We start from the raw sequence: 26,462 nt of genomic DNA, 5'->3' as shown, positions 1-26,462 counted from the left end.
ACGGGGCATGACCTCACCCGATCGGGCGAGTGCGGCTGGCCGCGGCCCGGGGCGGGAGGTAAAGTCCGCGCCATGCCGATGCAGAAAACCCCTCCCGCTGCGAATCCGGACGCCTACGTCGCCGCCCTGGACGGCTGGCAGCGGGCGCAGGTGGTGAAGCTGCGCAAGGCCGTGCGCGGCGCGGCGGAACTGGAGGAAGTGGTGAAGTGGGGTCACCTGGTCTACTTCTCCGACGGTCCGGTGCTGCTGATCCGCGCCGAGCCGGCGCGCGTGCTGTTCGGCTTCTGGCGCGGCAAGCGTCTCGGAGCCATCGAGCCGCGCCTCAAGCCCGGCGGCCAGTACGAGCTGGCGACGATGGAACTGCGCGAGGACACGGTGATCAGCCCGGCGAAAGCGAGCGAACTGGTGCGCGAGGCGGTGGCACTGAACCGGTCGCTCGGCAACCCGGCCGTGCCGGCGAAGAAGACCGCGGCAGGCAAGGCACTGGCGAAGAAGCCTGCCGCGAAGAAGACCACGACGAAATCCAAGACCCCATGACCACGATCTTCGAACGCATCATCTCCGGCGAGCTGGCGGCCAGCTTCGTGCACCAGGACTCGCGCTGCGTCGCCTTCATGGACATCAACCCGATCACGCGCGGCCACGTGCTGGTGGTGCCGCGCCGCGCGGTGGCGACGCTGGACCGGCTCGACGCGATCACGCGCGCGCACCTCTGGGAGACGGCCAACCGCATCGGCCGCGCGCAGCGCCAGGGCCTGGGCAGCCTCGCGCAGCACCTGCTGGTCAATGACGGCAAGGACGCGAGCCAGAGCGTGCCGCACGTGCACATCCACGTCATTCCGCGCTACGGCGGCGATACGCTGCACACCCTGGCGCGGCTGGCCTGGCACATCACCACGCTGACCGTGCCACGGCGCGAGACGCCGGCGCGGCGCGGCAGGCTGGAGGCCGCGGCAGCGGCGATCCGCGACGCCCTATAGCGGCTCGCCGGGGATCGACTGGGCGGTCTGCCGGCGCAGCGCGGTCGCCAGCTTCTCGGCAGCGGGATCGGCGTCCAGCACCCGCAGCACGTCGGCGACGTGCTCGCGCGCCACGGCGTGGATGAACTCGGGCTCGCGGCTCTGGGCCATCAGGCCCATGATGAGGCCTTCGAGCACGGTGAGGCGGGCGTGAATCTGGTCGGTCAGCATCGGGTTCTCGGGGGGATTGCGTAACGCAGCCGTCAGTCTTCCGGCGGCTGCTCTCGGCGCAGGCCGTCCATGCGGCGGCGCGCTTCTTCCTCGGCGGCGGCGTCACGTTCCTTCTGCTCGCGCGTGCGGCCGAAGCGCACGCGGTTCTCGGCCGCCTGCCGCTCCGCATCCTCGCGGGCCTTGCGCTTGCGCGCCTTGTTCAGGTTGATGATTTCGGCCATGACGTTTCTCCGCCGGGGTGCCGATAATAGGCCGCCCTCGCGGGCGAGGCGAGCCTGAACCCTGCTTCCTTGCGATTGCGGTAGTGTTGGCAACCCCCTAGGAGAACCCAGAATGAAAACCCGCGCCGCCGTGGCCTTCGAGGCCGGCAAGCCCCTGAGCCTGGAGATGGTGGACCTGGAAGGTCCGCGCGAGGGCGAGGTACTGGTGGAGATCAAGGCCACCGGTATCTGCCACACCGACAAGTACACGCTCTCCGGCGCCGATCCCGAGGGCCTGTTCCCGGCGATCCTCGGCCACGAGGGCGCCGGCGTGGTGGTGGATGTGGGGCCGGGCGTGAAGTCGCTGAAGAAGGGCGACCATGTGATCCCGCTGTACACGCCGGAATGCCGCGAGTGCGAGTACTGCACTTCGCAGAAGACCAACCTCTGCCAGAAGATCCGCGGCACGCAGGGCCGTGGCCTGATGCCCGACGGCAGCAGCCGCTTCTCGCTCGGCGGCAAGCCGATCCTGCACTACATGGGCTGCTCCACCTTCTCCAACTACACCGTGCTGCCGGAGATCGCGCTGGCCAAGGTGCGCGAGGACGCGCCCTTCGACAAGATCTGCTACATCGGCTGCGGTGTCACCACCGGCATCGGCGCGGTGATCTTCACCGCCAAGGTGGAGGCGGGTGCCAACTGCGTGGTCTTCGGCCTCGGCGGCATCGGCCTCAACGTGATCCAGGGCCTGAAGATGGTCGGCGCCAACATGATCGTCGGCGTGGACATGAACCCGGAGCGCGAGGCCATCGCGCGGCGCTTCGGCATGACGCACTTCGTCAATCCCAAGGACGTGCAGGGCGACCTGGTTTCGCACCTGGTGGAGCTGACCCGCGGCGGCGCCGACTACAGCTTCGAGTGCATCGGCAGCGTACAGGTCATGCGCCAGGCCCTGGAGTGCTGCCACAAGGGCTGGGGCGTCTCCACCATCATCGGCGTGGCGCCGGCCGGCGCGGAGATTTCCACGCGGCCGTTCCAGCTCGTCACCGGCCGCCGCTGGATCGGCTCGGCCTTCGGCGGCGCCCGCGGCCGCACCGACGTGCCGAAGATCGTCGACTGGTACATGGACAAGCGCATCAACATCGACGACCTCATCACGCACGTCCTGCCCTTCGAGAAGATCAACGAAGGCTTCGACCTGATGACGCGCGGCGAGTCGATCCGCAGCGTGGTGGTGTACGGATGAAGGAACTCTCGCGCCAGCGCTGCCATGGCGGCTGGCAATGCGTCTACAGCCATGCCTCGGAGTCCACCGGCACCGAGATGCGCTTCTCCGCCTACCTGCCGCCGCAGGCCGGCCACGCGAAGGTGCCGGCGCTGTACTTCCTGGCGGGGCTGACCTGCACGGAAGAGACCTTCATGATCAAGGCCGGCGCGCAGCGCCTGGCTGCCGAGCTGGGCCTGATGCTGGTGGCCTGCGACACCTCGCCGCGCGGGCTCGACCTGCCGGGTGACGCGGAGCACTGGGACTTCGGCGTCGGCGCCGGCTTCTATCTCGACGCCACCGAAGCCCCCTGGGCGCCGCACTACCGCATGGGCCGCTACATCGGCGAGGAACTGCCCGCGCTGGTGGAGGCGCAGCTGCCCGCCGCCGCCGACCGCCGCGGCATCTTCGGGCATTCCATGGGCGGGCACGGCGCGCTGGTCACGGCGCTGCGCCAGCCACAGCGCTGGCAGTCGGTGTCGGCCTTCGCGCCCATCGCCAACCCCGTCGCCGTGCCCTGGGGACAGAAGGCCTTCAGCCGCTACCTCGGTGCCGACACGTCGCGCTGGGGCGAATGGGACGCGAGCCTGCTGATGGAACGCCGGCCCTATCCGGGCACGATCCTGGTCGACCAGGGCCTGGCCGACGCCTTCCTGGAACGGGAACTGCATCCGCGGGCCTTGCAGGATGCGGCAGGGCGCTCGGGGCAGTCGCTGCAGCTGCGCCTGCACGAGGGCTACGATCACTCCTACTGGTTCATCCAGAGCTTCATCGCCGACCACCTGCGGCATCACGCCGGGCAGCTGGCAGCCTGAGAGCCCCCTGTGTCCTACGCGCGCTGTCGGCAGCGTCTGACACGTGGGAGGGGGCTGGCTCCGATTTGGCAGCCGGCCCGGCTGCCGGACAATCGTTCCAAGCATTGGAGATTCGTCCGCCATGTCCGATATGAGCACCGTCATCGTTCCCTCGCGTCCCGCCAGCCAGTGGCCGGTCGGTGCGCGCCTGCGCTTCCTGCCCGACGCGGAGCTGAACCCGCGCCACGAGCAGCTGCGCGGCACGATGGCCCTGGTGCTTGGCGAGATGCAGCTGATCGGACCCTCGAACGGACGGTATTCCTGGCGGCAGCAGATCCTGTCGCTCAGTACCTGCAGGGTGGGTTGGGCGCGGCCGGACCAGTTGGGCCTGCCGCTGGACGGGGAGGACGCGGAGGCGGGCTAGGATTCGGCCAGACCTTCGCGGGCGTCAAAAAAGGGCCAACTTGGGTTGGCCCTTTTTCTTTTGCCTCCTCTCCAGCCTGCGGGCCCCGCTAGCCACGCTCCCCGCTCCCTTCGGGAGAGGGGTTGGGGGAGGGACTCCGTGCGCCGACCTCTACCGCGGGGAGCGGCAGGACGGCGAGCCGAATCCTGGAGCGTCACGGCAAATCGGCGAAGTGCGCCTTGCCGGCATCGTTCCCGATTCCGGCACGTGGCGTCGCGACCGCCCGCAAGGGATCAGGCGGCGGCTTCCACCTTCGCGGCGAAGCCCTCGATGCCTTCCAGGAAGTGGCGGTTGTCGTCGTCCCAGGGATGGAAGCCCGGACGGAAGTAGTCGAACCAGGCGCCGATGCGCTTGCGCAGGAAGCCCACGCGGCCGAAGCCGTGCTGGTAGAACTCGCCCCAGCCCTTCAGGTCCGCCAGGCGGCCTTCCGAGCGCAGCACCGCCAGGTAGGCGGGGAAGATCATGCTCCAGAAGATCACCGTGGCCAGCACCAGGCCGCCGGCGCGCTCGACATAGGCGCGCGGGCCGCGGCCCATCACGGTTTCCCAGACGTCGAAGGCCACCGCCTTGTGCTCGGTCTCCTCCAGCGCATGCCAGTTCCACAGCGCGGCGAAGCGCGGATCGGCCTTCTCCAGCACCTCCGGCTGCTTCAGCAGGCCGTCGGCCAGGATCGCCGTGAAGTGCTCCAGCGCGATGGTGGCGGACAGCTGCGAGGACTTGGGGGCATAGCGCTGGATCGCGCCCAGCAGGCCGGCCACGATCTTCTCGAAGCGCGCGGCGGCGGGCACCCGGGCGAACAGGGCCTCGTTGTACTCCTCGTGTTCGCGGCCGTGCATGGCCTCCTGGCCGATGAAGGCGGTGACGGCCTTCTTCAGCTCGGGATCGGTGATGCGGTCGCGGTAGTTGCGCACGCTCTGGATGAAGAAGCGCTCGCCCACCGGAAACACGATCGACAGCGTGTTCATGAACTGCGAGATGTGGACGCTGCCGCCGTTCCAGTCGGAGATCTTCCCGGCCGGCAGCCGGAACCGAAGGTCGCGGCGGGTCGGCAGGATCGGCGTCTTGGTCTTGCTGCGGCGGCGGGTGGTCTTCGGCTTGCTGCTCATCTTCGATGCTCCGTCGGGGCGACGAACCCCGGAAGAGGTATACAATCGTCTACGGCCAAGGTAGACGACTGTAGACATCAATGTCAACGCGCGATGATACAGTTCTGCTTGTATAGATAGGCAAGGGACTGATATGAAAAAGGATTCTGGCGAAGAAAAGCCGCGGGCAAGGGCGCCGTCGCCGCTTGCCAGCGGTCGCCAGCGCCTGATGGAAGCGGCCCTGCAACTGGCCGCGACCACCCGCAGCCTGGCCTCGCTGGGACTGCGAGAAGTAGCGCGGCAGGCCGGCCTGAATCCCAATACCTTCTACCGGCACTTCGCCGATTTCGACGAACTGGGCCTGGCGGTCATCGACCAGCTCAGCGGCCAGCTGCGCGAGGGGCTGCGCGAGCGGCGCCGGCGGCCGGCGGAAGCGGGGCTGAAGCTGGACGATCCGGCGGACCCGGTCGAGGCCTGGCGCAAGGCGCAGGACGTGGTGCGCGAGTCGGTCGCGCTGGTGCTGGATTTCGTCACCGAGCACCGCACCGCCTACGTGGTGGGCATCCGCGAGATGCATGGCAGCTCGCCGGTGCTGCGCAAGGCCCTGCGCCAGGTGCTGGATGACATCGGCCAGGACATGACCGAGGACGTGCTCGGCGCGCTGCAGTTGCCGTTGCTGCAGAGGGAGGACGTGGCGGAGATCTCGCAGCTGGTGATCCGGCAGATGACCTTCTTCTCGCTGGACTACCTGGAGCATCCCGAGCAGCGCGAGCAGATCCGACGGCAGGCGGAGCGCTTCGTGCTGCTGCTGTTCTGGGGCGCCATCGCGGCCAAGGCGCCGCAGGAGCTGGCGGCTTCGGGGCTCAGGTTCCCCGGATAGGGCGATCGGGGCGGAACCTGCTCATGGCTGCGGAGGAATCAGCCACCAGCAGGCTCGCCCGTACGCGAAAACTCAGGCGAACAGCGAGAACAGCGCGTCCAGCAGCGTGCGGTGGTGCAGGGCGACGATGCCGGCCATGGCCAGGATCATGCCTGTGTTCACGAAGCCGTCCGGCAGGCCATAGTGCATCGCCGGGTTCTCCACCGGCGCCTGTGCGGCCTTGCGCCGGGCGGCACTGCGCCGGTGGCGGCTGTCCACGCCCATCGTGGCCTCGGCGGCGAGGCGGGTGCGGCGGCGGGCCGGGGACTGGGTTGCTGCGGCAGTTGCGAGGCTCATATACTGTTTACCTGACAAGTACTGTTCAAACGAACAGTAGTCCTTTCCGGAACAGGATGCAAGCCCCATGGCCAATCTGACGCCCCGCCAGACCGAGATCCTGCAGTTCATCGAGCAGCGCCTGCGCCAGGAGGGTTATCCGCCGTCGCAGCGCGATATCGCCGAGCACTTCGGCTTTGCCCAGAACGCCGCCCGCGACCACCTGCAGGCCCTGGCGCGCAAGGGGGAGATCGAGATTTCGCCCAACGATGCCCGCGGCATCCGCCTGCTGCGCGAGCAGACCCCGCCGGGCCTGCCGCTGCTGGGCCGCATCGCCGCCGGTGCGCCCGTCACCGCGCCCTCCAATGCCGAGCACTGGCTGGAGATCGACCCCGGGCTGTTCCAGCCGCGCGCCGACTTCCTGCACCGGGTGGACGGCGACTCGATGATCGACGCCGGCATCCTGCCGGGCGACTTGGTGGGCATCCACGCGCAGTCCGGGGCCGAGAACGGCCAGATCATCGCCGCCTGCCTCTACGAGCCGCGCGGCGGCTTCGAGCGCATCACGCTCAAGCGTTACCGCCGCAAGGGCAGCGTGGTCACGCTGCATGCCGAGAACCCGCGCTACGAGCCGATCGTGATCGACCTGTCGCAGCCGGCGGAAGACCAGGAGGCCGCGCCGTTCCGCATCGCCGGCATCATGGGCGGGCTGTTGAGGACCGGCGCGCCGCGCTAGCGCAGGGGCCGTCACCCGTACCCCCGCCATGCCGGCTTCCGCCGGCATGACGAAAAGGACGATCCGCCGATCCGCGATGCGGCGACGCACATCTGATCTATCCTTGCCGGAAGCCTCGTTCCGGAAGGATTCGTCCATGAAGCTGTTCCGCGCACTGTTCTGCGCCCTGACCCTTTCCCTGGCTGCGCCGGCGCAGGCCGAACCCGCTCAGGCGCCGCCCTGGTCGCTGAAGACCCCGGAGGGCAAGACGGTGAACTACCCGGCGGATGCCGGGGGGCGGCCCACGGTGCTGCTGTTCTGGCCATCCTGGTGTCCCTTCAGCCGCGCGCTGCAGCCCTACGTGGACGACATCTGGAAGGACTACCGCGGCGCCGGCGTGAACGTCTGGACCATCAATATCCTGGAGAACCGCGGCGGCGATCCGGTGCAGGCCATGAAGGATCGCGGCCTGGGGTTTCCGCTGCTGCTCGATGGCGATCCGCTGATCGGCCCCTATGGCATCTCGCGCACGCCCTGGTTCCTGGTGATCGACGGCAAGGGCCGCATCGTCTACTCGCGTCCGGACAACGTGCCCTCGCCGGTCGACGTGGCGAAGAAGGCGCGCGAGACCCTCAACGGCCTGCTCGGCGCGCGGGCGGTGCCGCTGCCCGCGAGCTATCCGCCGCCCTACGACCTGCACCTGCGCAAGCCCGGCGGGCCGCAGTCCTCGCGGCTGGAATCCGCCGCCGCGCCGGATGCGGACTGGCGGCCCTGGGCGCAGCGCTACCTCGACTCCGTGCCGGCGGACGAAAGCGCGGCGGGCATCGCCCCGCAGGGACCGGTGGACGACGGCAAGGCGGCGATCCGCATCGCGCGCGAGCTGTGGACCCAGCGCTGGGGCGCGGAGCAGACCTCGATCCAGGCGCCGTACCGCTCCTACCGCCGGAACAACCGCTGGCTGGTGCTGGGCAGCGCCAAGTCGGGCCAACTCGGCCAGGGCTGGGTGCTGGTGCTGGAGGCCGACAGCGGCAGGGTGATCCGCCTGTCGCAGGGCGACACGGTGCCTTGAAGCGCCGGCCCGCTTCCGCCGCGCCGCTGGAAATTCCGGCGTCGCCGCTGCGCAAGCTGGACCGCGCGTTCTACGACCGCGATGCCCAGCTCGTGGCGCGCGACCTGCTGGGCCGCTACCTCGTGCACCGCGTCGGCGGCCTCGAGCGCGTGGGCCGCATCGTCGAAGTGGAGGCCTATCTGGGGCCGCACGACCTCGCCGCGCATTCCTCCAAGGGCCTCACGCCCCGCACACGCGTCATGTTCGGTGCTCCCGGGCATGCCTACGTGTACCTGATCTACGGCATGCACCACTGCGTCAACGTCGTCACCGAGGCCGAGGGCAGGGCATCGGCGGTGCTGCTGCGGGCGCTGGAACCGGTGAGCCACCTGGAGGGCCGCACCCAGGGGCCGGGCCTGCTGTGCAAGGCGATGGGACTGGACCTGCGCCACAACGGCGCCGACCTGCTGGGCGATGACCTGTACGTGGCAGAAGCATTGCCGATGCCGCCCCTGCGCATCGTGCGGCGCCCGCGCATCGGCGTGGACTACGCCGGCCATTGGGCGCGGCGCCTGCTGCGCTTCTACATCAGGGACAACCGCTGGGTGTCGAAACCCTAGTTGAGGTAGCGCGGTGCGTTCTGGTGCATGGCCCGGCTTTCGTAGCTGCGCCGGCCGTTGCCGCCGGGTGCGGCGGGCAACTGCCGCTGGCGGATGCGCGGCAGCAGCACGCCGTGCAGGTACTGGCCCCAGGGCATGCCTTCCGGCCCGCTGAGCGAGCGGGCGCCGGATTCGCCGGCCGGAGTCAGCGACAGCAGGGTATCGCCGTCCTGGTCGTCGATGCCCAGCTGCCCGGTGGCGGACAGGCGCACGATGGCATCGAGCAGGTCGCCGCGGCGCAGCGTGGTGATGCTCCAGAGCTGCTCCACCTGCAGCAGCGGAAGCCGGCGTCCGGCCGTCAGGCCACGGGCGTGGAACAGGTGCAGCAGCGTGTTCTGCAGGTCGGTGACGGCGGGGCTCATGGCGGGCTCCTGGAGCGGTTTTCCGAGACTGCGGCGGCGCCGGTACGGCGTCCAGCAGACAAGATCTACCGGGGGCTGTGGCTAACCCTGTTCCAGCCGGGTGACGCGAAGCGCCGCCTATCGCGCCCGGCCGGTCTCGTAGCCGCGGCGGCCGCGCCCGCCCTCGGACGCAGGGACCTGGCGCTGCCGCTGGCCCGGCAGCAGCGTCTTGTGCAGATGCTCGCCCCAAGCCAGGTCGCCGGGAGCACGCGCCGCGCGCGCCGCGATGACGCCGGGCACGGTGAGCGACAGCCGCGTATCGCCGTCATGGTCCGCGATGCTCAGGTGGCCAATGGCCGACAGGCGCACGATGGCGTCGAGCAGGTCGCCGCGGCGCAGCGTGGTCTCCGCCCAGACTTCCGCCACCAGGTTCAGCGAGATGTTGCGTGCGCCGACGGGGCCGCGTTCGAAGAGCAGTTGCAGCAGGGTGTTCTGCGTTTCTTCCGGGGTCAGCTTCACGGCGGCGCTCCTTGCGTGGTGTCCCGGAAGAATGAGGCCGGGGCCGGCCCGCGCACAGCCGCGAGGACATCCCCGGGGCTGTGAATAAGTTTCAGCCCGCCGCCATCCAGGCATGCCGCCGCGCCCAATCCAGCTTGGCCGGCCGCTTCAGCTTCTTCAGGGCGCTCTCCGCCTTGAGGGCGGCGCTGCGGCTGTCGCAGGCCGCGGCGGCCAGGATGCGGCGCGGCGGATTGATGCGGGTAAAGGCGGCACCGCGGCCGCTGCAGTGCTTGCCGAAGCGCTGCTCCACGTCCGGCGTGATGCCCGTATAGAGACGGTCGCCCGCGCATTCGAGCATGTAGACGTACCAGCAGGAGGTCGCGGAGTCGGCCATGCCCATCATGGTAACGCTGAACGGCGACTGAGCGGCCCGCTCAGGAGCGGTTCAGCGCGCCGCGCTAGGTTGGCCTCACCGGGCGCTGATCGCGCTCAACGCGAAGAGGACAGGACGTCATGAACAATCTCACTGCGGGTATCGTCGGCGGCGTCGCCGCGGCGGTGGTCGGCATGTCGGCGATGGTGTTCGCCACCCGTTCCGAGCAAGGCGATGCCGCCGACAAGGACCAGGTGGCGGCCACGCGCACCGAGTGCCGTACCGAGCGCGTGGTGACACGCAAGGAGTGGGGTGCCAAGTCGGTCGGCGGCACCGTGCTGGGCGCGGCCGCCGGCGGCGCCATCGGCCACCAGTTCGGCAGCGGCCGCGGCCAGGACGCGGCCACGGTCGCCGGCGCCCTGGGCGGGGCCTACGTCGGCAACAAGGTGGCCAAGGAAAACTTCCCGGACCAGGAAGTGAGCTACCGCGAGCGCTGCCGCGAGGTGCCGGCGAACTCTTGAGCGCTGTGCTGCAGCTTGCACGAGGCGGGCCCCCGGGCCCGCCTTTTCCATGATCGGGGGGCATGGCACCCCGTTTCATTCCGCCCGGGCATGACCGGTCGGCGGCGCATCGCGACCACTCGTGCGGAGCGGTACATTTTGTCTACTTACGCTGGATAACCTCGCCGTTACGGTGCTCCCATTGGCACCCCCATGAGCCCCCGATCATGCGCTTGAAGACTCGCGGCCCCCGCGCCGCCAGCCTGCTGCTGTCCCTTTGCGCCGCCCTGGGCAGCGCTCCGGCCTCGGCCCTCGATCTCAGCACCCGGCTGGGCGCCCTCGCGCCGGCCGACCAGGCGATCGACGACAGCGTGCAGACCCCGGTGGCCCTGGAAGCGTCCACGCAGCTGGACGGCGAATTCGTGGTCGACCTGGTGATCAGCGACGCCCTGTCGATGCTGGGCACCGACTACCAGCTGGGCGCCACCGACGACGGCAAGGTGGACTGCTCCTCGCTGGTACAGCGCATCTTCCGCGTGATCGGCCTGGACGTGCCGCGCACCACGCGCCAGCAGGTGGGCTACGGCGAGCCGGTGGAACTGTCGGACCTGCGCAAGGGCGACCTGCTGTTCTACCGCTGGCAGCCGCGCAACCTGCACGTGGCGGTCTACATGGACGACGGCTACATCCTGCATGCCTCGCCCGGCCAGGGCCGCGTGGTGGTCACGCGCCTGACGCCGAGCTGGGAGCGCCGCCTGGTGGCGGCGCGCCGGGTGATCTAGAGCCTGACCAGCTCGTAGCTGTTGCGCCCCGCGTCCTTGACCCGGTACAGCGCCTCGTCGGCGGCGCGGTAGGCCTCCGACAGCCGCGCCTCCGCCGGCACCGCGGCCGCGCCGATGCTGACGGTGATGATGCCCAGCGTCGCGCCGCGGTTCTCGATCTGCAGCCCCGACACCGTTTCCAGCAGCGCCGCCAGGCGCTCGCGTCCCGCCGCCTCGTCGCAGTCGTACAGCAGCAGGGCGAATTCCTCGCCGCCCATGCGCGCGGCCATGTCCAGCGGGCGGCGCGCGAAGCCGGACAGCGCCACCGCGATCTCGATCAGCACGCCGTCGCCGTACTCGTGGCCATGGAGGTCGTTGACCTTCTTGAAATGGTCCAGGTCGATCACCGCCAGCACCATGCGGCCACTGCGGCTGCCGCGCGCCATCGCGCGGCTCATGGCCTCGTAGTGCTTTTCCAGCGCGCGCCGGTTGGGCAGGCCGGTGAGCGGGTCGCGGTGCGCCATCACCCGCAGCAGCAGGGCGGCGGCCCACTGGCGGCGCAGCGCCAGCTTGCTGGAGGCGGAGGCCAGCACCACCAGGGCCGGCAGCAGCCACTTGATGATCCAGGAACTGGCGGCATGCGGATTCGGCGCTTCCTGCCAGATCCAGGCCTGGCTGAGCGTGATGCCGGCGAAGGCTCCCAGCAGCATCAGCGTGCGGCTGAAGCGCGGGCGTGCCATCAGGATCACCGCGATCGGCACCAGCACGCCCACCGACGGATCCACCGGGAAGCCGCTGGCATCGCTGTGGTGCCGCATGGTCTCGATCACCAGCATCTCGATGCAGTACGCGGCCAGCATCAGCCACTCGGTGCTGTCGCGCTCGCCGCGCTTCCACAGCAGCCACAACACCACCGCGAACAGCGGCGTCACCACCAGCAGTTCCATCGCCAGCACGAAGCCGCTGCTGGACGGCGCCGAGCCGAGCAGTGCCGGTGCCCACAGCGCCGCGGAGGCAAAGGACAGCAGCGTGATGACCGCCAGGATGATGCGTGCGTTGCGGCTGGAAGCGCGGTTGAAGGCCTGGAAATCCTCTTCCAGGCGCGGCGGGAAGCGGAAGCGGCGCGTCCGCGCGGCGACGATGTCCGCCACGTCCTGGGCCTCCTGCGGCGTCAGGTCGTACTCCGGCAGGTCGCGCAGGGCCGCGATGGCCTTGCGCGGGGCCAGCACTTCCTCCTGTGCACTGCGGTCGCTGGACATGCGGCGGCTCTGGATGGCGGGCTTCCGACCCTTGTTGTACCCGGCAGCCTAGCAGGCCGTGGCCGGGGTGCCGACCCCGCAAGGCAACTGCTACGGCGATTCAGTGCGGCCAGAACAGCAGGGTGAGCAGCAGCAGGCCGCTGTACATGCCGATCTCCAGCGTCTCACTGATCGGCTGGATGCCCTGCACCGCGCCGCGCACGTGCACCGCCACCATCAGCACGCCCACCAGCGCCAGCACCTCGAAGGTGAATTGCAGGCCGACGCCGGTGAGCCCCGCGCGCAGCATCAGGCACTCCACGATCAGGATGAAGGCGCCCAGGCAGCGGCCGAAGTAGATCGCCAGGTCCGTATCGGCCGGGATGCGCCAGCCGAAGCGCCGCGCCCAGTGCAACGGGGCCAGGAAGATCGGCAGCGCGAAGACCAGCGTGGTGGTGGCGGCGATGACCAGCAGAAAGAGGCGGGCGTGCTCGCCCCAGAGTCCCAGCATGGTGTTCTCCCGGAAAGGGGCAAGCCTAGGCCGGCTCGCCTCCCGGTCGCAACGGGAGTAATGGAATCAGTTACTTGAGCACCGCTTCCGGCTTTGCAGGCATCGGATTATCCACAGGGGGCACGGGGTTTTCGCCACTGTTGCAGTGCAGCAAGAAACTTGAAGATGCCGTCATCCATTCAGGGGCGCACATGAAAACCTCGATGACGGCGATGCTGCTCGCGATGGCGCTGATCGCGACCCCGGCGGCGCAGGCGGCCAAGGCCGCACCGTCCGCGCCGAAGCTCCGCCAGGCCGCGCCGCTGCGTCACTACGCCTACAGCCCGCAGCAGGCGACTGCCATCGTGCTGCCGCGCCCGGCCATCGCCGGCATTCCACCCGCCCCGGCCACGGCATCCGGGGCCGAACTCGAACGCATCGCCGCGCTGATGCAGCGGTGCGAGTCGGCGATGCCCGGCGCGCATCCCTGGCGCGCGGCACAGGCCCAGCGCGAGCTGTTCCAGCTCAAGGTCAGCATGTCCTATCGCGCCGCGGCGGACCGTCTCAGCCCGCAGGAGGTCGCGAGCGCGGCCGCCATCGAGGCGCGCGCCTACGGCAATCTCGCCGCTACCTGCGCGCCGCTGCTGGTCTGATCCCTCCCCCTGTCCCGACCCGGGACATTCCATGGCCCCGCTCCGCGGGGCCATTTTTTTTCAGTGCCGGCGCGGATGGGGCCGGAGCTGCCCCAGGGTCGACCGGGGCGGCTCCAGACGCAGCAGCGCGATCAGCGTCAACAGCGCCAGCAGCCACTCCGACGGAGCCCCGCCACCGCTGCCGCCGGAGGGAACGCTGTCGCCACGGCGGGTGGCCGGAGCGGCCCGCTGGGCCGGACCCGGCCCGTCGAAGACGGTCTTGGCCGGGTCCCAGGGGCTCTCGCCCCAGCCGCGCTCCAGCAACTGGATGTTGTCGCCCTGCACCTCGATGTAGGCATAGGACAGGTTGTCGTCGTCGTGCGCCTCGAGCACGTGGTTGTTGGCATCGACGCGGGACTGCACCACGTAGCGGCCGTTGGGCATGCCGTCGAACTCCACGTACATGCCCGGGCGCTGCCAGCGGTAGACGTCACCCCAGCCGATCGACAGGCCGATCACGCCGTCGTTGGGCGAGAAGCAGCTGCCCAGCGCGGTGTCGCCGCCCGGCACTTCATAGCCCTGGTTGAACTGCGTCCAGTCGGCGAACAACTGGTCGGCCGGGCAGAAGCCCGACTTGGTGCCCTCGCCGACGCGTGCCATCGTGCCGCGCGCCGCATCGCTGACGGCGAACAGTTCGAAGGACAGCACGTAGTCGTCGTGGAAATGCGCGTGGATCGGGTGGAAGCTGTAGGTGCCCGCCGTGATCTCCTGGGTGCTGCCGTCGGAGTAGTGGATCACCTGCTGCATCGGGCCCACCACGATGCGCGACAGTGCCTCCTGCAGGTTGAGCTGCGCGTTGCCCGCGATGAAATCCTCGATCAGGCGGAAGCGCATGTCGTAGATGCCCGGCCCGAGGTTCATCGGGCCGGAGGTGAAGCGCAGGCATCGCCTGGCGCCGCCGCCGCCCAGCGCCACCGGCGCGGCCTCGTCCACCGTGCAGGAGATCGGATGGATGTCGCCGACGGCCAGCGGCGGATTGATGGTGTCAGGCGGGTAGACGCCATTGAGCGGATTGGCCGGCGCGATGAAGGTGAACTCGTAGGGTGGCACCGTGCGCAGGTTGGGCAGCAGAGCGCGCTTCGCGCCCTGGGCCAACAGGTCTTCCGGCAACACCGACTCCAGCTTGGCGCGCAGGCGGAACGAAGCCTGGGTGACGCTTTCAGGACGCACGCGGACGGTCCATTCGCCGGGTTCCGGATCTGTCACCAGGGCTTCGGAATTGAACTGGTTGGAGTTGCTGTCGCTGGCCGCGACCGCGCCATGCGGGTCGATCAGGTCCAGCGCGAAGGTATCGCTGCGCTCCGGCGTGTCCAGGCCCACGCGTAGGCGGCGTCCGCCCGGAGCGATGACGATCTTCCAGCTCGGGCATGGGCCGAGCCGGTCGCAAAGTGCGGCGTTGCCGACGCGTCCGGAGGCAATGGTTCCGCCATCCCAGAATGTCGACTCGTCCAGGCCCAGCGCGGCGGCGGGTCCCGTGGCCTTGGCGCCATGCGCGAACGCGCAGGCCGGTGACAGCAGCAGAGCGGCCAGCAGGGCACGCGAGGAAGGCAGCATCGGCATGTATGGATTCCCCCGGATGGCGGCGTTGCACCACGCCGGCGCGGCGGGGCTTGCGGCGGCGCCATCCAGGGTGGCAGGAGCAACGGCCGTGCCAGGGCCGCCGGCGCGCCGCAGGGGGTGTGGATTTACCAGTGCCGTCCAGGGTGGCGGCTCACAATATTGACATGGTGTAAACAAAGCGCCTTTAATGTGCCGCGGGCCGTGTTCCGTCACGGCCGGGGAGAGCGCATGAACGACAGCCTGAGGATCCTGGTGGCGATGCCCTGCGCGGCGGATGCGCCGCGCCCGGCTGCGGTTGTCGAACAGTGCGCGCGGCCGTGATCTCCCGCTTCCTCGATGCCCTCAGCCGCCTGCAGCAGCGCCATGCCCTGCTGCTGTTCCTGGCCCTGGGCGCAGTGCTGTTCGCGGCGGATTCCCTGCGTCTCCGGCAGGCGCCGCTGTCGCCACCCGAGGTGGCGGCAGAGGGACAGAGCGCGGAGCAATGGCTGGAGGACGAGGTGCTGTATCGCGAGGCGCTGGCGCGCGGGCTGGGCGAGGGCGACCTGATCGTGCGCCGTCGCCTGGTGCAGAAGATGCGACTGATGCTGGAGACCGGCGTCGATGTCGCAGAGCCCTCGCCGGCGGAGCTGCGCCAATGGATCGATCGCCACGCCAGCCGCTACGGCGGCCTGGAGCGCCTCAGTTTCGACCATGTCTTCCTGTCGCGCGGCCTGCGCGATGCGCATCTGGCGGCGGATGCCGCCCGGATGGCCGCCATCCTGCAGCAGCCGCCGCCCGGGCTGGCCGCGCTGAGCGATCCGCATCCGGGCGGCACCCAGGTGGTGGCCTTGAGCCAGCGCCAGATCGTGGGCCTGTTCGGATCGGCCTTCGTGGCCCAGCTCGCCGAGCTGCCGCTGGAGAGCTGGCAGGGTCCCCTGCCTTCGGCCACCGGCCTGCACTTCGTGCGCCTCCACGAGCGACGCAGCGGGCGGCCGGACTACGAGGCCGTGCGCGAGCGCGCCCAGCGTGACTATCTGCTGGAACACCGCCGCGAGCAGACCCGGCTGGCGCTGGCCCAGCTCAAGGCCCGCTATGGCCTGGACGCCGGCACGCCCTGATGCGCGCGCTCCTCGCCGCCCTGGTCCTGCTGCTCGCCGCGCCCGCCGCCTGGGCGCATGCGATGAGCAGTGCCCAATGGCGCGTGACGCAGGCCGATGCCCAGACCTGGGACAGCCGCCTGCGCCTGCCGGAGGATTTCGAGGGCAAGCTGCTGTCGCTGCAGCCGCAGTGGCCGGCGAGCTGCACCCAGGACGGCGCAACCCGCAGCCAGCCGGCCGACGAGGGCGTGGTGCTGCATTGGCGCCTGCATTGTCCGCAGGGGCTGGACGGCCGCCTCGGACTGAGCGGCTTCAGCGTGCAACTGCCGGACGCCGTGCTGCTGGTGCAGCCGCTGCAGGGAGAAGGGCAGTACAGCGTGCTGTCCGCCGCGCGGCCGCATTGGCAGCCGGGCCTGCAGGCCGGCACGCCGCCGGTGGCCCATTACTTCGTGCTGGGCGTGGACCACATCCTGCTTGGCCTCGATCACCTGCTGTTCGTGGTCGGCCTGTTCGCGCTGTGGCAGCGCGGCGGCCGCGGCATCGCTGCGCTGGTGGGCACGCTCACCGCGTTCACGCTGGCGCACTCGATCACGCTGGCCGGGGCGATGCTGCGCGGCTGGACGCTGCCCTCCGGCGCCGTGGAAGCCTGCATCGCCGCTTCGATCCTGCTGCTGGCGGTGGAGCTGGCGACCGGCGCGCAGGGCCTGGCGCAGCGGCGTCCGGCATCGGTGGCCTTCGCCTTCGGGCTGCTGCACGGCTTCGGCTTTGCCGGGGCGCTGGCCGAGACCGGCCTGCCCGAGCAGGCGCGGGGCTGGGCCCTGGCGGCCTTCAACCTCGGCGTGGAAGCGGGACAACTGCTGTTCGTAGTGGGCCTGCTGGCCCTGCTGCGCCTGTTGCAGCCGCAGCGGCGCTGGGCGCCGCTGGCCTTGTGTGCGTATGGCGCGCTGTCGGCGTACTGGCTGATCGGGCGCAGCGCGGCGGTACTGGGATGAGGAGACACATGAAAGCAGCGATGCGGCATACGATGTGCGGGCTGGTTCTCGCCCTTGCCGCCTGCGGCCGCTCCGAGGCGCCGCAGGTCGCCGAACCGCCGGTGGAGAACCCGCCGGGCACCATCCAGGGCGAGTGCGGGCCGATCCTGCCCGGGCGCAAGCAGGCCCTGTACGGCGACCTGCACGTGCATACCAGCTTTTCCTTCGACACCTACTTCTTCAACTCCATCAACGGGCCGCGCGAGGCGATCCGTTTCGCCAAGGGCGAGCCCGCGGGCTACCCGGCGGGCGACGACGACCCCGACACCCCGGTGACCTACGAGACGCTGGACCGGCCGCTGGACTTCGTGGCGCTCACCGACCACGCCGAATTCCTCGGCGCCTTCGAGCTGATCTGCGAGGCCGGCGGCACGCTGCCGCCGGGCACCAACCCGGTCTGCAACATCATCGGCAACAACATCCGCGGCAACATTCGCGCCTTCGTCGAAGGCACGACCACGCCGTTCCAGATCCTGATCCAGACCCTGCTGGCCGAGAGCCCCACCGACCGTACCGCCTGGGCGCAGGAGCGCGCCATCACCGACGAGGAGTACCAGCCCTGCAGCTTCACCACGATGCACGGCTACGAGTTCAGCTCCAACAAGCGCGGCCAGATGCTGCACCGGAACATCATCTTCCGCGGCCCCGCCGGCGAGGTGCCGGACACGGTGTTCTCCTCGGTATCGCTGACCAGCGGCATCGACGACCGCAACGTCAACGACGAGTGGATGCTGTTCGACCACCTGCAGGCCGAGTGCGGCGGCGTGCCCGGCTGCAAGGCCCTGACGATTCCCCACAGCGCCAATCTGTCCGACGGCCGCTTCTTCATGCCACGCGACTTCGCCACCGGCCTGCCGCCGGGCCGCGACGGCGTGGCACTGACGCGCGGCGATGCCGAGCTGCGCCGCAGCTACGACCGCGTGTTCGAGATCTACCAGCACAAGGGCGGTTCCGAGTGCGCCGTGGGCCTGGAGGGCAACTACCTGAGCGGCGAGGAGGGCAGCTGCGACTTCGAGCTGGCCAAGAACGTCTGCGCCGGCCTGCCGGACGACCCGCCGTCCTGCGCCCGGTACTGCACCGGCGATCCCTCGCGCGATCCCAGCTTCTGCTCGCTGCGGCAGGAGCCCACCTATCTCACGCGCGTCTGCGAGACCGCCGGCCCCAACGGCGCTTCCGGTCCCGCGGCCAACTGCACCACGCCGCTGGACTACTTCCGCAACATCATGGCCGAGGGCCTGAGCCTGCGCAGCGTGCTGGGCATCAATCCCTACCGCCAGGGCATCATCGCCTCCTCCGACACGCACAACGGCACGCCCGGCATGGTGCGCGAGAAGATGTACCCCGGCCACGGCGGCGTGCTGGAGGACGAGCCCAAGGATCACCTCGGTGTCTGGGCCTGCGACAACAACAATGAAGACCCCAATGACCCGGAGAACTGCACCAACCGCGTCTTCACCGACCGCGCGCGCGGCTTCGGCAGCGGCGGCCTGGCCGGCGTCTGGTCCGCCGAGAACACCCGCGGCCAGGTCTGGGACGCCCTGCACCGCGGCGAGACCTTCGGCACCTCCGGGCCGCGCATCCGCATCCGCATGCAGGCCAGCTGGACCCCGCCACCCGCCGACATCTGCGCCCGGCTGGCGCAGGGCGGGGAGAGTGTCACTGCCGCCACCGGCGCGGTCATGGGCGGCGACCTGCCGCCGAAGCCGCAGGGCGCCACTGCGCCCTGGATCACCGTCTGGGCCATGCAGGATCCGGGCGGCAGCGAGCCCAGCCTGCCCCTGCAGGCGATCGACATCGTCAAGGGTACGCTGGACGCCGGCGGCGCACCGAAGGTGCAGGCCTACGACAACGTGGTGAAGACCACGCACCCCGTGGATCGCCCGGCGCCGGACTGCTCGGTGCATGCCGGCCGGCACCCGGACCAGCTCTGCGTCACCTGGCAGGACCCGGATTTCCACGGCGAGCGCGATGCCTACTGGTATGCGCGCACCCGCGAGATTCCCAGCTGCCGCTGGAGCACGCAGCTCTGCGTCAGCCGGGGCGTGGACTGTGCGGCGCTGAGCGCTGCCAACGGCACCTTTCCCGCGGAAACCGGCTGGCAGGGCTACGAAGGCTGCTGCCGCATGGAAGGCGGCCCCGGCACGTTCCGCGGCCGCAACATCTTCGCCACCCTCGAGGAGCGCGCCTGGGCCTCGCCGGTCTGGTACGAGTCGCCGGCCGCGACGCTCAGGGCCAGGGTGAAATGAACCGCGCCATCCGTTCGTGCTGAGCCTGTCGCAGCATGAACGGACGCGCCACGCCTACCGACCATCAAACCGCTGCAGCCAGGATGCACCCATGATCAAGGATTTCAGGAACAAGCTCTGCGTCATCACCGGCGGCTCCAGCGGCATCGGCCTGGCCGTGGCCGAGGAACTGGCGCGCCGCGGCGCGCGCCTTCTGCTGGTGGCGCGCGGCGCCGAGCAGCTTGAGAAGGCCGCCGCATCGCTGCGCGCGCTCGGCGCCGCCGAGGTGCAGACCCTCAGCGCCGACGTGGCGCGAGACGAGGACGTGGCGCGCCTGCCCGCGGCCATCGCCGCGATGGCCCCGGCCGCGGACGTGGTGGTGAACAGCGCCGGCATCGTCAGCGGCGGCCTGTTGCATGAACTGCCGATGGACGAGTGGCGCCGCCTGCACGAGGTCAACGTGCTGGGCGTGGTGCGCGTGCTCAATGCCGTGCTGCCGGCCATGCTGCTGCGCTCCGCGCGCGGCGAGGGCGGCGGCCATGTCGTCAACATCGCGTCCGGCGCCGGCCTGGTGGGTTTCACCGGCCTGGGCGGCTACGTCGCCACCAAGGCGGCCGTGGTCGGCTTCACCGAGAGCCTGCGCAGCGAACTGGCGGCCTCCGGCATCGGCGTCACCGCCGTCTGCCCCGGCTTCGTGCAGACGCCCATCGCCTCCAAGGTGCAGCTGTTCGGGCGCATGGACACGCCGCGCACGCAGGCCTTCATCCAGAACTGGTTCAAGACCAACAACCTCCAGGCGGAGACGGTGGCGCGGCGCACGCTCGACGGCATCCGCCGCAACCGCGCCATCGTGGTGGTGGGCCGCGACGCCGTGTCCGGCTACTGGACCAAGCGCGTGGCGCCCTGGCTGCTGGACCGTTTCCTGAAGCAGTCGGCGCGTCCGCTGACGGCGCGCAAGAAGGCGGCCTAGATCGCTGCTTATTTTCCCCCTTCCCGGTGGGAGAGGGGCTTTGCCGATGCCGGAGCACAGACCGTGAAAAAACTCCTCCTTCTCATTGTCGTCCTGCTCGCGGCCGCGTTCGCTGCCTTCCAGGTGCCCGCCGTGCAGGACCGCCTGGTCGGCGCCGTCATGAAGCGCAACATGGACAACCGCGACCGCCAGGCGCTGTTCGCCGACGACGCCCTGCGCCTGCTGGTCTGCGGCAGTTCCTCGCCGTTTCCCTCCGAGGATCGCGCGCGCCCCTGCCTTGCGGTGATCGCCGGAGGCAAGTACTACGTGGTGGATACCGGCCCCGGCTCCTGGAACCGCATGGCCCTGCTGCGCATGCCCGGCGAGCGCATCGGCGCCGTGCTGCTGACGCATTTCCACTCCGATCACATCGGCGACCTCGGCGAGTTCGACATGCAGACCTGGGTCGCCGGCCGCCCCGGCCCCCTGCCGGTCTACGGACCGCAGGGCGTGGAGAAGGTGGTGGCCGGCTTCAACCAGGCCTACGGGCTGGATCACGGCTACCGCGTGGCTCACCACGGCGCGGAGATGCTGAAACCCGAAAGCGGCGTCATGAAGCCCATCACCGCCGGGATCGGGGAAGGACTTCAGCCGCTGTTCACGGACGGTGACCTGCGCGTAAGCATCTTTGCCGTGTCGCACGCGCCGATCCATCCCGCCGTCGGCTACCGCTTCGACTACAAGGGCCGTTCCATCGTCATCAGCGGCGATACGGTGAAGGACGCTCGCGTGATCGCCGCCTCCAGGGGCGTGGACCTGCTGGCGCACGAAGCCCAGAACCAGGACATGGTCGCGCGCCTGGCCGCCACCGCCGGGTCGCTGGACCGCCCCCGCCTGCGCAAGATCTTCCACGACATCCCCGACTACCACACCAGCCCGGTCGAAGCCGCCGAGGTCGCCAACGAGGCCGGCGTGAAGCTGCTGCTGATGTACCACCTGACCCCGCCGCCGCCCAAGGCCCTGGAGCGCCGCTTCCTCGCCGGCGTCAGCGACATCCGCCCCAGGGGCGTCGCCCTGGCGCGCGATGGCATGCTCGTGGAGTTGCCGCTGGCCGGCGGCGAGCCGGTGGTGAGCCGGTTGCGCTGACGCGCCCCTGTTCCCTGTCCCCGCACGCGTCGGGCAGGCTTGGGGTGAGGGGCGCGGCTCCCGCGCCCGGGCTGGGTAAAGGACGCATCCGCGCCCGCTTTCTGGAAGAATTCGCGCGACGTCCTCCACCTCGCCTGCCGCGATGCGCCTTCACCGCTCCTCCGACGACACCCTGGCCACCCTGTTCCAGCCCCTGGCCGACGGCCTGCTGGACTGGCCGGCCGAGGGCGGCGCGCTGTTCCTGCGCGCGCGCGACGGTGCCGAGCTGCGCCAGGCGCCGCGTCCGGGCCTGATCTGCGAGCAGGAGTTCAAGCCTGCCGCCGACGCCCTGGCGCAGGCGGGCTGGCATACGGTGGACCTCGCATCCCTGGACCCCGCGCGCCGCTTCGCCCTGGTGCTGCTGCTGCCGCCACGCCAGCGCCAGGAAGCGCGCGCGCTGTTTGCGCAGGCGGTCGCGCGCTGCGCACCGGGCGGGCGGGTGCTGGCCAGCATGCGCAACGACGAGGGCGCCCGCAGCGGCGAGGATGACCTCGCCCGCCTCGCCGGCGGGGTCAGCAACCTGTCCAGGCGCAAATGCCGCGTCTTCTGGACCGAGCCGCTGCAGGGCCCGGCCGACGCGGCGCTGGCTGGTGAGTGGGCGGACCTGGATGCGCCGCGCCCGATCCTGGGCGGCCGCTTCACCAGCCGCCCCGGCGTGTTCGCCTGGGACCGCGCCGACCCGGCCTCGGCGCTGCTCGCGGCCCATCTGCCATCGGACCTTTCGGGCCGCGCCGCCGATCTCGGGGCCGGCTACGGCTATCTCAGCGCCGAACTGCTGGCGCGCTGCCCGCAGGTCACCGCGCTCGATCTCTACGAGGCCCAGTCGCGCGCACTGGCCATGGCGAGGATCAACCTGCGGTCCGCGCGCCTGCCGCCGGAGTTCTTCTGGCACGACGTCACCGCCGGCTTGCCGCGACGCTACGACAGCATCGTCAGCAATCCGCCCTTCCATGCCCAGGGCGGCGAAGACCGCCCCGACATCGGCCGCCGCTTCATCGCCGTGGCCGCGCAGTCGCTGAACCCCGGCGGCCGCTTCTGGATGGTCGCCAACCGCCACCTGCCTTACGAGCAGGCGCTGGACGAATGCTTCGGCGAGGTCCGCAGCGTTGCCCAGGACGGCGGATTCAAGGTGGTCGAGGCCCGCAAGCCGAGGCTGCGCGCATGAGGCTGGTCCGGTTGATCGCCAACCTCGGCTACGGCAGCCGCAAGGACGTCATGGCCCTGTTCCGCCAGGGCCGCATCACCGACGCCGACGGCGAGGTGCTGTATGCCGACGACCAGGCCGCGCATGCCGTGATCCGCATCGACGGCGAGCCGCTGGACCCGCCCGCCGGCCTGACCCTGATGCTGCACAAGCCCACCGGCTACACCTGCTCCACCAAGGACCCCGGCCGCCTGGTCTACGACCTGCTGCCGCCGCGCTTCCGCCAGCGCTCGCCGCTGCTGTCGACGGTGGGCCGCCTGGACCGCGACACCAGCGGCCTGCTGCTGATGACCGACGATGGTGCCCTGCTGCACCGCATCGTCTCGCCCAAGTCCGGACTCCACAAGATCTACGAGGCGAGCCTGGCCCGGGACCTGCGCGGCGACGAGGCCGCGACCTTCGCCAGCGGCGGACTGATGCTGGAATCCGAGCAGACCCCGCTGGCCCCGGCGCGGATGGAAGCGCTGGGGCTGCGCCACGCGCGCCTGATCCTCACCGAGGGCCGCTACCACCAGGTCCGCCGCATGTTCGCCGCCGTCGGCAACCACGTGAACAGCCTCCATCGCCCGCAGATCGGAGGCCTGTCCCTGCAGGACCTGCCCAGCGGCCAGTGGCGCCCGCTGGGCTCCGCCGACCTGGAGATGCTGTTCGGGCGCCGAGACGGCGGTAGCTCCGAGGGACCATGAGCGGAGAAGCCTCTGGTCTGCTTCCCCCGCGGGCGGGGGGAGGGCCGGGGGCGGTCACGCGCGCGGCCGAAGGCGGAAGAGTCCCCTGCCTCAGCCTTCCTCCTCGCGGGAGGAGGCCGAAGGGCGGAGACGGGGAGCTGGAAGCCATGGACCCGTCCCAATCCGGCTCCGCTCGTAAATGAGCGCATCAAGCTGAGACACCCGCCTCAACATCCTGCAGCCCGCAGGCCTAGAATCGCCCGACACCCCGACACCCGAGCGGCGCCTCGAGACATGCCCGATTCCCCGCCGCCCCCGAAACCCCTCGACGCATTGCCCGGTCCCCGCGGCTGGCCGCTGCTCGGCAACCTGCCGCAGCTCGGGCAGGGGCGCATGCACCAGGTGCTGGAGCGCTGGGTGCATGAGCACGGCCCGCTGTACCGGCTGCGCTTCGTCAACAAGCCGGTCATGGTGATCGCCGACATCGAACTCTGCCGCCGCGTGCTGCGCGAGCGCCCCGAGAACTTCGGACGCTTCCCCGCCTTCCACCGCATCATCTCCGACATGGGCCTCACCTCGCTGTTCTCCTCCGAGGGCGAGACCTGGCGGCGCCAGCGCCGCGTGTTCATGCGTGCGCTCAACATCCACCAGATGGCACCCTTCATGCCCCGGCTGGACGCGATCACCGCGCGCCTGCAGGGCTTGTGGGTGCGCGCCGCCGGGGCCGGCCAGCCTGTGGCGGTGCTGGACGACATCATGCGCTACACGCTGGACGTCACCACGCGCTTCGCCTTTGGCTACGACGCCAACGCCCTGGAGACGCACGAGGACCCGATCCAGAAGCACCTGAGCCGCATCCTGCCGCAGGTCAGCCGCCGTGCCCGCATCCCCGTGCCCTACTGGCGCTGGTTCAAGCTCAAGGCAGACCGCCAGCTCGACGCCGATCTCGCCGGCGTGCGCGGCTACATCGAGGGCCTGATCGCCGAGGCGCGCGCCCGCATCGCCGCCGATCCGGCGCTGGCCGAAAGGCCCACCAACCTGATCGAGGCCCTGCTCGCCACGCGCGACGAGGACGGCTCCGTGTTCAGCGACCATGACATCTTCAGCAACGCCCTGGGCACGCTGGTGGCCGGCGAGGACACCACTGCCATGACCCTGGCCTGGATGATGTATTTCCTCGCGCAGAATCCCGGCGCACAGGAGCGCTTGCATGCGGAGGCCATGCAGGGCGGGGCGGAGCGCCCCTATCTGGATGCGGTCATGAGCGAGACCTTCCGCCTCAAGCCCGTCGCCCCGGTGTTCTTCCTGCACGCGAACGTCGACGTGGAACTGGGCGGGTACGCCGTGCCTGCCGGCACCGACCTCGTGCTGGTCACGCGGCCCGCCGCCAACGACACCGCCGAATTCCCGGGCGAGCCGGGCTTCCATCCGGAACGCTGGCTTTCACCCCAGCCCAGCTATATCACCAGGGCCCCGCTTGCCTTCGGCCACGGCCCGCGCCTCTGTCCCGGCCGCAACCTGGCGCAACTGGAGATCCGTGCCGTGGCCACCATGCTCGCGCGCGAGTTCCGGATATCGCTGCCCGATCAGCGGCCGGTGGAGGAGTACTTCGCGTTCACGATGGCGCCGAAGGAACTGAGGCTGAGGTTCGATCGGCGCAACTAGCCGAACAGCATCGCCCGGTGCGCCGAAGCTCCCGCCTGCGCGCCATCCCCCACCGCCAGCGCCACGTTGCCCGCCATGCGCGCGGCGTCGCCGCAGGCGAAGACGCCGGGCACCGTGGTCTGCTTCAGCGCGTCGGTGCGGATGTAGCGCCCCATCGGGCTTTCGTCGAGCTCGCAGCCCAGCTGTTCCGCCAGCGGACTCGCCATCGTCATGTGCGTGGCGGTGAACAGTCCGTCCAGCACCACGCGCGTGCCGTCCTCCAGTTCCACCGTCGCGGTATCGGCCAGGCGCAGCACGCGCCGTGGCTCGATGCGGACACCGCGCGCCCGCAGTTCCGCGCGCTGTGCGTCATCAGGTTCGAGGGCACCATTGGTGAAGAAGGTCACCTGTCCCCAATGCGGCAGCATCAGCGCGTGATGCAGCGAATGCGGACCCGCCGCCAGCACGCCGATGCGGCCCTCGTTCAGCTCGTAGCCGTGGCAATAGGGGCAGTGGAACACGCTGCGGCCCCAGCGCTGCGCCAGCCCCTCGATAGAGGGGAGTTCGTCCTTCACGCCGGTGGCCAGCACCAGATATGGGGCTGCAAGGCGGGTATCCGCCAGCGACACGCTGAAGCCCCTGTCATCGTGACGGGCGTCCGTGGCCATGCCGTCCCGCCATTGCACGTTGGGGTAGGCCAGCAACTGCTCGCGGGCCTCCGCCACGATGGCGCCCGGCTCGCGGCCGTCCTGGCCCAGGAAACCGTGGGAGGCGAGGGCAAAGCGGTTGCGGCGGATGCCGGCATCGATCACCAGCAGCCGGCGTCGCGCGCGGGCCAGCTGCAGGGCGGCGGAAAGGCCGGCGTAGCTGCCGCCGATCACGATGGCGTCGTAGCGGGCAGGGCATTCAGTGTGCATGGGGAGCCTTCCTGCGCGGATGCGCCTGGTAGCGCCGGTTGAAGTCGGCGGAGAGATCGGCCAGCGTGACGCCGGACAATCGCCTGATCAGCAGCGCCTCGGCTTCCCGGAAGGCCTGGTCCAGCGCCCCGTTGACGGCCTGCTCCACCAGGCATTGCGGGTTCTCCTCGCGATGGCCCATGGCGAAGACGCCGGGCGAGCCCACGGCGTCGTAGATGTCGCGCAGCGTCACCTGCGCCAGGTCGCAGTCCAGCGTCCAGCCGCCGCCGGGGCCTTTCACGGCCTCGACATAGCCCAGCTCGCGCAGGCCGGCCAGCGTGCGCCGCACGACCACCGGATTGGTCTGCAGGTAGCCGGAGAGTTCGTCCGAGGTGAGCGGCCGGTCGCTGTGCGCCATGTGCAGCAGCACGTGCAGGACCGAGGAGAGCTTGCTGTCCTTTTTCATGTAACAAACAATGATACATATTGGCCCGCCTGTCGAGGGCGGCAGGCGGGCAGGG

32 protein-coding genes are annotated in these 26,462 nt (G+C 70.2%); 20 read left to right on the top strand and 12 right to left on the bottom strand.

Annotation, left to right across the window (positions count from 1 at the left end):
- The first annotated feature begins 72 nt into the window (after positions 1 to 72).
- Entirely contained in the window at positions 73 to 537 is a 465-nt protein-coding gene (locus C3942_RS18395) for a DUF1801 domain-containing protein (RefSeq protein ID WP_207766144.1), read from the top strand.
- Positions 534 to 980, top strand: a complete 447-nt coding sequence (locus tag C3942_RS18390; RefSeq protein ID WP_104231828.1) for an HIT family protein — start codon at positions 534 to 536, stop codon at positions 978 to 980. Before C3942_RS18395 ends, C3942_RS18390 begins: the two co-directional genes overlap by 4 nt.
- On the opposite strand, the gene C3942_RS18385 is transcribed toward C3942_RS18390, so the two are convergent.
- Together C3942_RS18385 and C3942_RS18380 are read right to left on the bottom strand one after the other, a co-directional pair.
- Positions 975 to 1,190 (bottom strand): hypothetical protein, encoded by a 216-nt coding sequence (locus C3942_RS18385; RefSeq protein WP_104231827.1) that lies wholly within the window; start codon positions 1,188 to 1,190, stop codon positions 975 to 977. The two genes, C3942_RS18390 and C3942_RS18385, sit on opposite strands and share 6 nt — an antisense overlap.
- A 32-nt stretch (positions 1,191 to 1,222) precedes the next feature.
- Positions 1,223 to 1,411 carry a DUF4169 family protein gene (locus tag C3942_RS18380; protein WP_104231826.1) on the bottom strand — a complete coding sequence of 63 codons (189 nt, stop codon included), beginning with the start codon at positions 1,409 to 1,411 and terminating at the stop codon, positions 1,223 to 1,225.
- Positions 1,412 to 1,523: 112 nt separating this feature from the next.
- Here C3942_RS18380 and C3942_RS18375 point away from each other — a divergent pair, with 112 nt between their 5' ends.
- From C3942_RS18375 to C3942_RS18365, 3 genes are all read left to right on the top strand, one after another.
- Positions 1,524 to 2,636 (top strand): S-(hydroxymethyl)glutathione dehydrogenase/class III alcohol dehydrogenase, encoded by a 1,113-nt coding sequence (locus C3942_RS18375; RefSeq protein WP_104231825.1) that lies wholly within the window; start codon positions 1,524 to 1,526, stop codon positions 2,634 to 2,636.
- On the top strand, positions 2,633 to 3,469 hold the full coding sequence (gene fghA, locus C3942_RS18370) for an S-formylglutathione hydrolase (protein ID WP_104231824.1): 837 nt from the start codon (positions 2,633 to 2,635) through the stop codon (positions 3,467 to 3,469). The genes C3942_RS18375 and fghA overlap by 4 nt, the downstream gene beginning before the upstream one ends.
- Positions 3,470 to 3,590: 121 nt before the next feature.
- Complete coding sequence (locus C3942_RS18365) at positions 3,591 to 3,872, top strand: hypothetical protein (RefSeq protein ID WP_133164361.1); 282 nt, start codon at positions 3,591 to 3,593, stop codon at positions 3,870 to 3,872.
- A gap of 272 nt (positions 3,873 to 4,144) precedes the next feature.
- Here the strand turns inward: C3942_RS18365 and C3942_RS18360 are convergent, their stop codons facing one another.
- Positions 4,145 to 5,017, bottom strand: a complete 873-nt coding sequence (locus C3942_RS18360; protein WP_104231822.1) for a metal-dependent hydrolase — start codon at positions 5,015 to 5,017, stop codon at positions 4,145 to 4,147.
- Between the two features lie 133 nt (positions 5,018 to 5,150).
- Between C3942_RS18360 and C3942_RS18355 the strand changes: the two genes are divergently transcribed.
- Positions 5,151 to 5,876 (top strand): TetR family transcriptional regulator, encoded by a 726-nt coding sequence (locus tag C3942_RS18355; protein ID WP_104231821.1) that lies wholly within the window; start codon positions 5,151 to 5,153, stop codon positions 5,874 to 5,876.
- 72 nt (positions 5,877 to 5,948) lie between these two features.
- Here the strand turns inward: C3942_RS18355 and C3942_RS18350 are convergent, their stop codons facing one another.
- The gene (locus C3942_RS18350) at positions 5,949 to 6,212 is read right to left on the bottom strand and encodes a hypothetical protein (RefSeq protein ID WP_133164360.1); all 264 of its coding nucleotides are present in this window, start codon (positions 6,210 to 6,212) and stop codon (positions 5,949 to 5,951) included.
- A gap of 67 nt (positions 6,213 to 6,279) precedes the next feature.
- Here C3942_RS18350 and lexA point away from each other — a divergent pair, with 67 nt between their 5' ends.
- From lexA to C3942_RS18335, 3 genes are all read left to right on the top strand, one after another.
- Entirely contained in the window at positions 6,280 to 6,927 is a 648-nt protein-coding gene (lexA, locus tag C3942_RS18345) for a transcriptional repressor LexA (RefSeq protein WP_104231819.1), read from the top strand.
- A 136-nt stretch (positions 6,928 to 7,063) separates the two neighbouring features.
- On the top strand, positions 7,064 to 7,975 hold the full coding sequence (locus C3942_RS18340) for an NTF2 fold immunity protein (protein ID WP_165797532.1): 912 nt from the start codon (positions 7,064 to 7,066) through the stop codon (positions 7,973 to 7,975).
- A 47-nt stretch (positions 7,976 to 8,022) separates the two neighbouring features.
- A complete protein-coding gene (locus tag C3942_RS18335) occupies positions 8,023 to 8,574 on the top strand; it encodes a DNA-3-methyladenine glycosylase (RefSeq protein ID WP_104231857.1) in 552 nt (183 codons plus the stop codon).
- Here C3942_RS18335 and C3942_RS18330 read toward each other — a convergent pair.
- The 3 genes from C3942_RS18330 to C3942_RS18320 form a co-directional block, all read right to left on the bottom strand.
- Complete coding sequence (locus tag C3942_RS18330) at positions 8,571 to 8,975, bottom strand: hypothetical protein (protein WP_104231817.1); 405 nt, start codon at positions 8,973 to 8,975, stop codon at positions 8,571 to 8,573. The two genes, C3942_RS18335 and C3942_RS18330, sit on opposite strands and share 4 nt — an antisense overlap.
- Before the next feature lie 117 nt (positions 8,976 to 9,092).
- A complete protein-coding gene (locus C3942_RS18325; protein WP_104231816.1) occupies positions 9,093 to 9,473 on the bottom strand; it encodes a hypothetical protein in 381 nt (126 codons plus the stop codon).
- Positions 9,474 to 9,564: 91 nt separating this feature from the next.
- Positions 9,565 to 9,846: a GIY-YIG nuclease family protein gene (locus tag C3942_RS18320; protein WP_104231856.1), complete on the bottom strand. Its 282-nt coding sequence runs from the start codon at positions 9,844 to 9,846 to the stop codon at positions 9,565 to 9,567.
- Positions 9,847 to 9,965: 119 nt separating this feature from the next.
- On the opposite strand from C3942_RS18320, the gene C3942_RS18315 reads away from it, so the two are divergent.
- Positions 9,966 to 10,346, top strand: coding sequence for a glycine zipper 2TM domain-containing protein (locus C3942_RS18315; protein ID WP_104231815.1), 381 nt, complete (start codon positions 9,966 to 9,968; stop codon positions 10,344 to 10,346).
- Between the two features lie 206 nt (positions 10,347 to 10,552).
- The gene (locus C3942_RS18310; RefSeq protein WP_165797531.1) at positions 10,553 to 11,107 is read left to right on the top strand and encodes a C40 family peptidase; all 555 of its coding nucleotides are present in this window, start codon (positions 10,553 to 10,555) and stop codon (positions 11,105 to 11,107) included.
- On the opposite strand, the gene C3942_RS18305 is transcribed toward C3942_RS18310, so the two are convergent.
- Complete coding sequence (locus C3942_RS18305) at positions 11,104 to 12,345, bottom strand: GGDEF domain-containing protein (protein ID WP_104231813.1); 1,242 nt, start codon at positions 12,343 to 12,345, stop codon at positions 11,104 to 11,106. The genes C3942_RS18310 and C3942_RS18305 overlap by 4 nt on opposite strands.
- 100 nt (positions 12,346 to 12,445) lie before the next feature.
- Entirely contained in the window at positions 12,446 to 12,835 is a 390-nt protein-coding gene (locus C3942_RS18300) for a hypothetical protein (RefSeq protein WP_104231812.1), read from the bottom strand.
- A gap of 191 nt (positions 12,836 to 13,026) precedes the next feature.
- Between C3942_RS18300 and C3942_RS22420 the strand changes: the two genes are divergently transcribed.
- Positions 13,027 to 13,467, top strand: coding sequence for a hypothetical protein (locus C3942_RS22420; RefSeq protein WP_165797530.1), 441 nt, complete (start codon positions 13,027 to 13,029; stop codon positions 13,465 to 13,467).
- A gap of 60 nt (positions 13,468 to 13,527) precedes the next feature.
- On the opposite strand, the gene C3942_RS18290 is transcribed toward C3942_RS22420, so the two are convergent.
- Entirely contained in the window at positions 13,528 to 15,066 is a 1,539-nt protein-coding gene (locus tag C3942_RS18290; RefSeq protein WP_104231811.1) for a lysyl oxidase family protein, read from the bottom strand.
- 317 nt (positions 15,067 to 15,383) lie between these two features.
- Between C3942_RS18290 and C3942_RS18285 the strand changes: the two genes are divergently transcribed.
- From C3942_RS18285 to C3942_RS18250, 8 genes are all read left to right on the top strand, one after another.
- Positions 15,384 to 16,163: a peptidyl-prolyl cis-trans isomerase gene (locus C3942_RS18285; RefSeq protein WP_133164359.1), complete on the top strand. Its 780-nt coding sequence runs from the start codon at positions 15,384 to 15,386 to the stop codon at positions 16,161 to 16,163.
- Positions 16,163 to 17,134 carry a HupE/UreJ family protein gene (locus C3942_RS18280; protein WP_104231809.1) on the top strand — a complete coding sequence of 324 codons (972 nt, stop codon included), beginning with the start codon at positions 16,163 to 16,165 and terminating at the stop codon, positions 17,132 to 17,134. Before C3942_RS18285 ends, C3942_RS18280 begins: the two co-directional genes overlap by 1 nt.
- Before the next feature lie 8 nt (positions 17,135 to 17,142).
- Complete coding sequence (locus C3942_RS18275) at positions 17,143 to 19,419, top strand: DUF3604 domain-containing protein (protein ID WP_165797529.1); 2,277 nt, start codon at positions 17,143 to 17,145, stop codon at positions 19,417 to 19,419.
- Positions 19,420 to 19,510: 91 nt separating this feature from the next.
- A complete protein-coding gene (locus C3942_RS18270; RefSeq protein WP_104231807.1) occupies positions 19,511 to 20,368 on the top strand; it encodes an SDR family NAD(P)-dependent oxidoreductase in 858 nt (285 codons plus the stop codon).
- A gap of 63 nt (positions 20,369 to 20,431) precedes the next feature.
- Positions 20,432 to 21,493: an MBL fold metallo-hydrolase gene (locus C3942_RS18265; protein WP_104231806.1), complete on the top strand. Its 1,062-nt coding sequence runs from the start codon at positions 20,432 to 20,434 to the stop codon at positions 21,491 to 21,493.
- A 142-nt stretch (positions 21,494 to 21,635) separates the two neighbouring features.
- Positions 21,636 to 22,697, top strand: coding sequence for a class I SAM-dependent methyltransferase (locus tag C3942_RS18260; RefSeq protein ID WP_104231805.1), 1,062 nt, complete (start codon positions 21,636 to 21,638; stop codon positions 22,695 to 22,697).
- Positions 22,694 to 23,422 carry a pseudouridine synthase gene (locus C3942_RS18255; RefSeq protein WP_104231804.1) on the top strand — a complete coding sequence of 243 codons (729 nt, stop codon included), beginning with the start codon at positions 22,694 to 22,696 and terminating at the stop codon, positions 23,420 to 23,422. The genes C3942_RS18260 and C3942_RS18255 overlap by 4 nt, the downstream gene beginning before the upstream one ends.
- Positions 23,423 to 23,695: 273 nt before the next feature.
- The gene (locus tag C3942_RS18250) at positions 23,696 to 25,066 is read left to right on the top strand and encodes a cytochrome P450 (RefSeq protein WP_104231803.1); all 1,371 of its coding nucleotides are present in this window, start codon (positions 23,696 to 23,698) and stop codon (positions 25,064 to 25,066) included.
- Here C3942_RS18250 and C3942_RS18245 read toward each other — a convergent pair.
- Both C3942_RS18245 and C3942_RS18240 read right to left on the bottom strand, forming a co-directional pair.
- Complete coding sequence (locus C3942_RS18245; protein WP_104231802.1) at positions 25,063 to 25,962, bottom strand: NAD(P)/FAD-dependent oxidoreductase; 900 nt, start codon at positions 25,960 to 25,962, stop codon at positions 25,063 to 25,065. The genes C3942_RS18250 and C3942_RS18245 overlap by 4 nt on opposite strands.
- Positions 25,952 to 26,407 carry an Rrf2 family transcriptional regulator gene (locus tag C3942_RS18240; RefSeq protein WP_104231801.1) on the bottom strand — a complete coding sequence of 152 codons (456 nt, stop codon included), beginning with the start codon at positions 26,405 to 26,407 and terminating at the stop codon, positions 25,952 to 25,954. Before C3942_RS18240 ends, C3942_RS18245 begins: the two co-directional genes overlap by 11 nt.
- Positions 26,408 to 26,462 lie beyond the last annotated feature (55 nt).

This window comes from Solimonas fluminis, from assembly GCF_002930645.1.
Taxonomy (GTDB): domain Bacteria; phylum Pseudomonadota; class Gammaproteobacteria; order Nevskiales; family Nevskiaceae; genus Solimonas_A; species Solimonas_A fluminis.
Note: the sequence above shows the minus strand (reverse complement) of the source record. Positions and strands in the feature narration are given on the sequence as shown.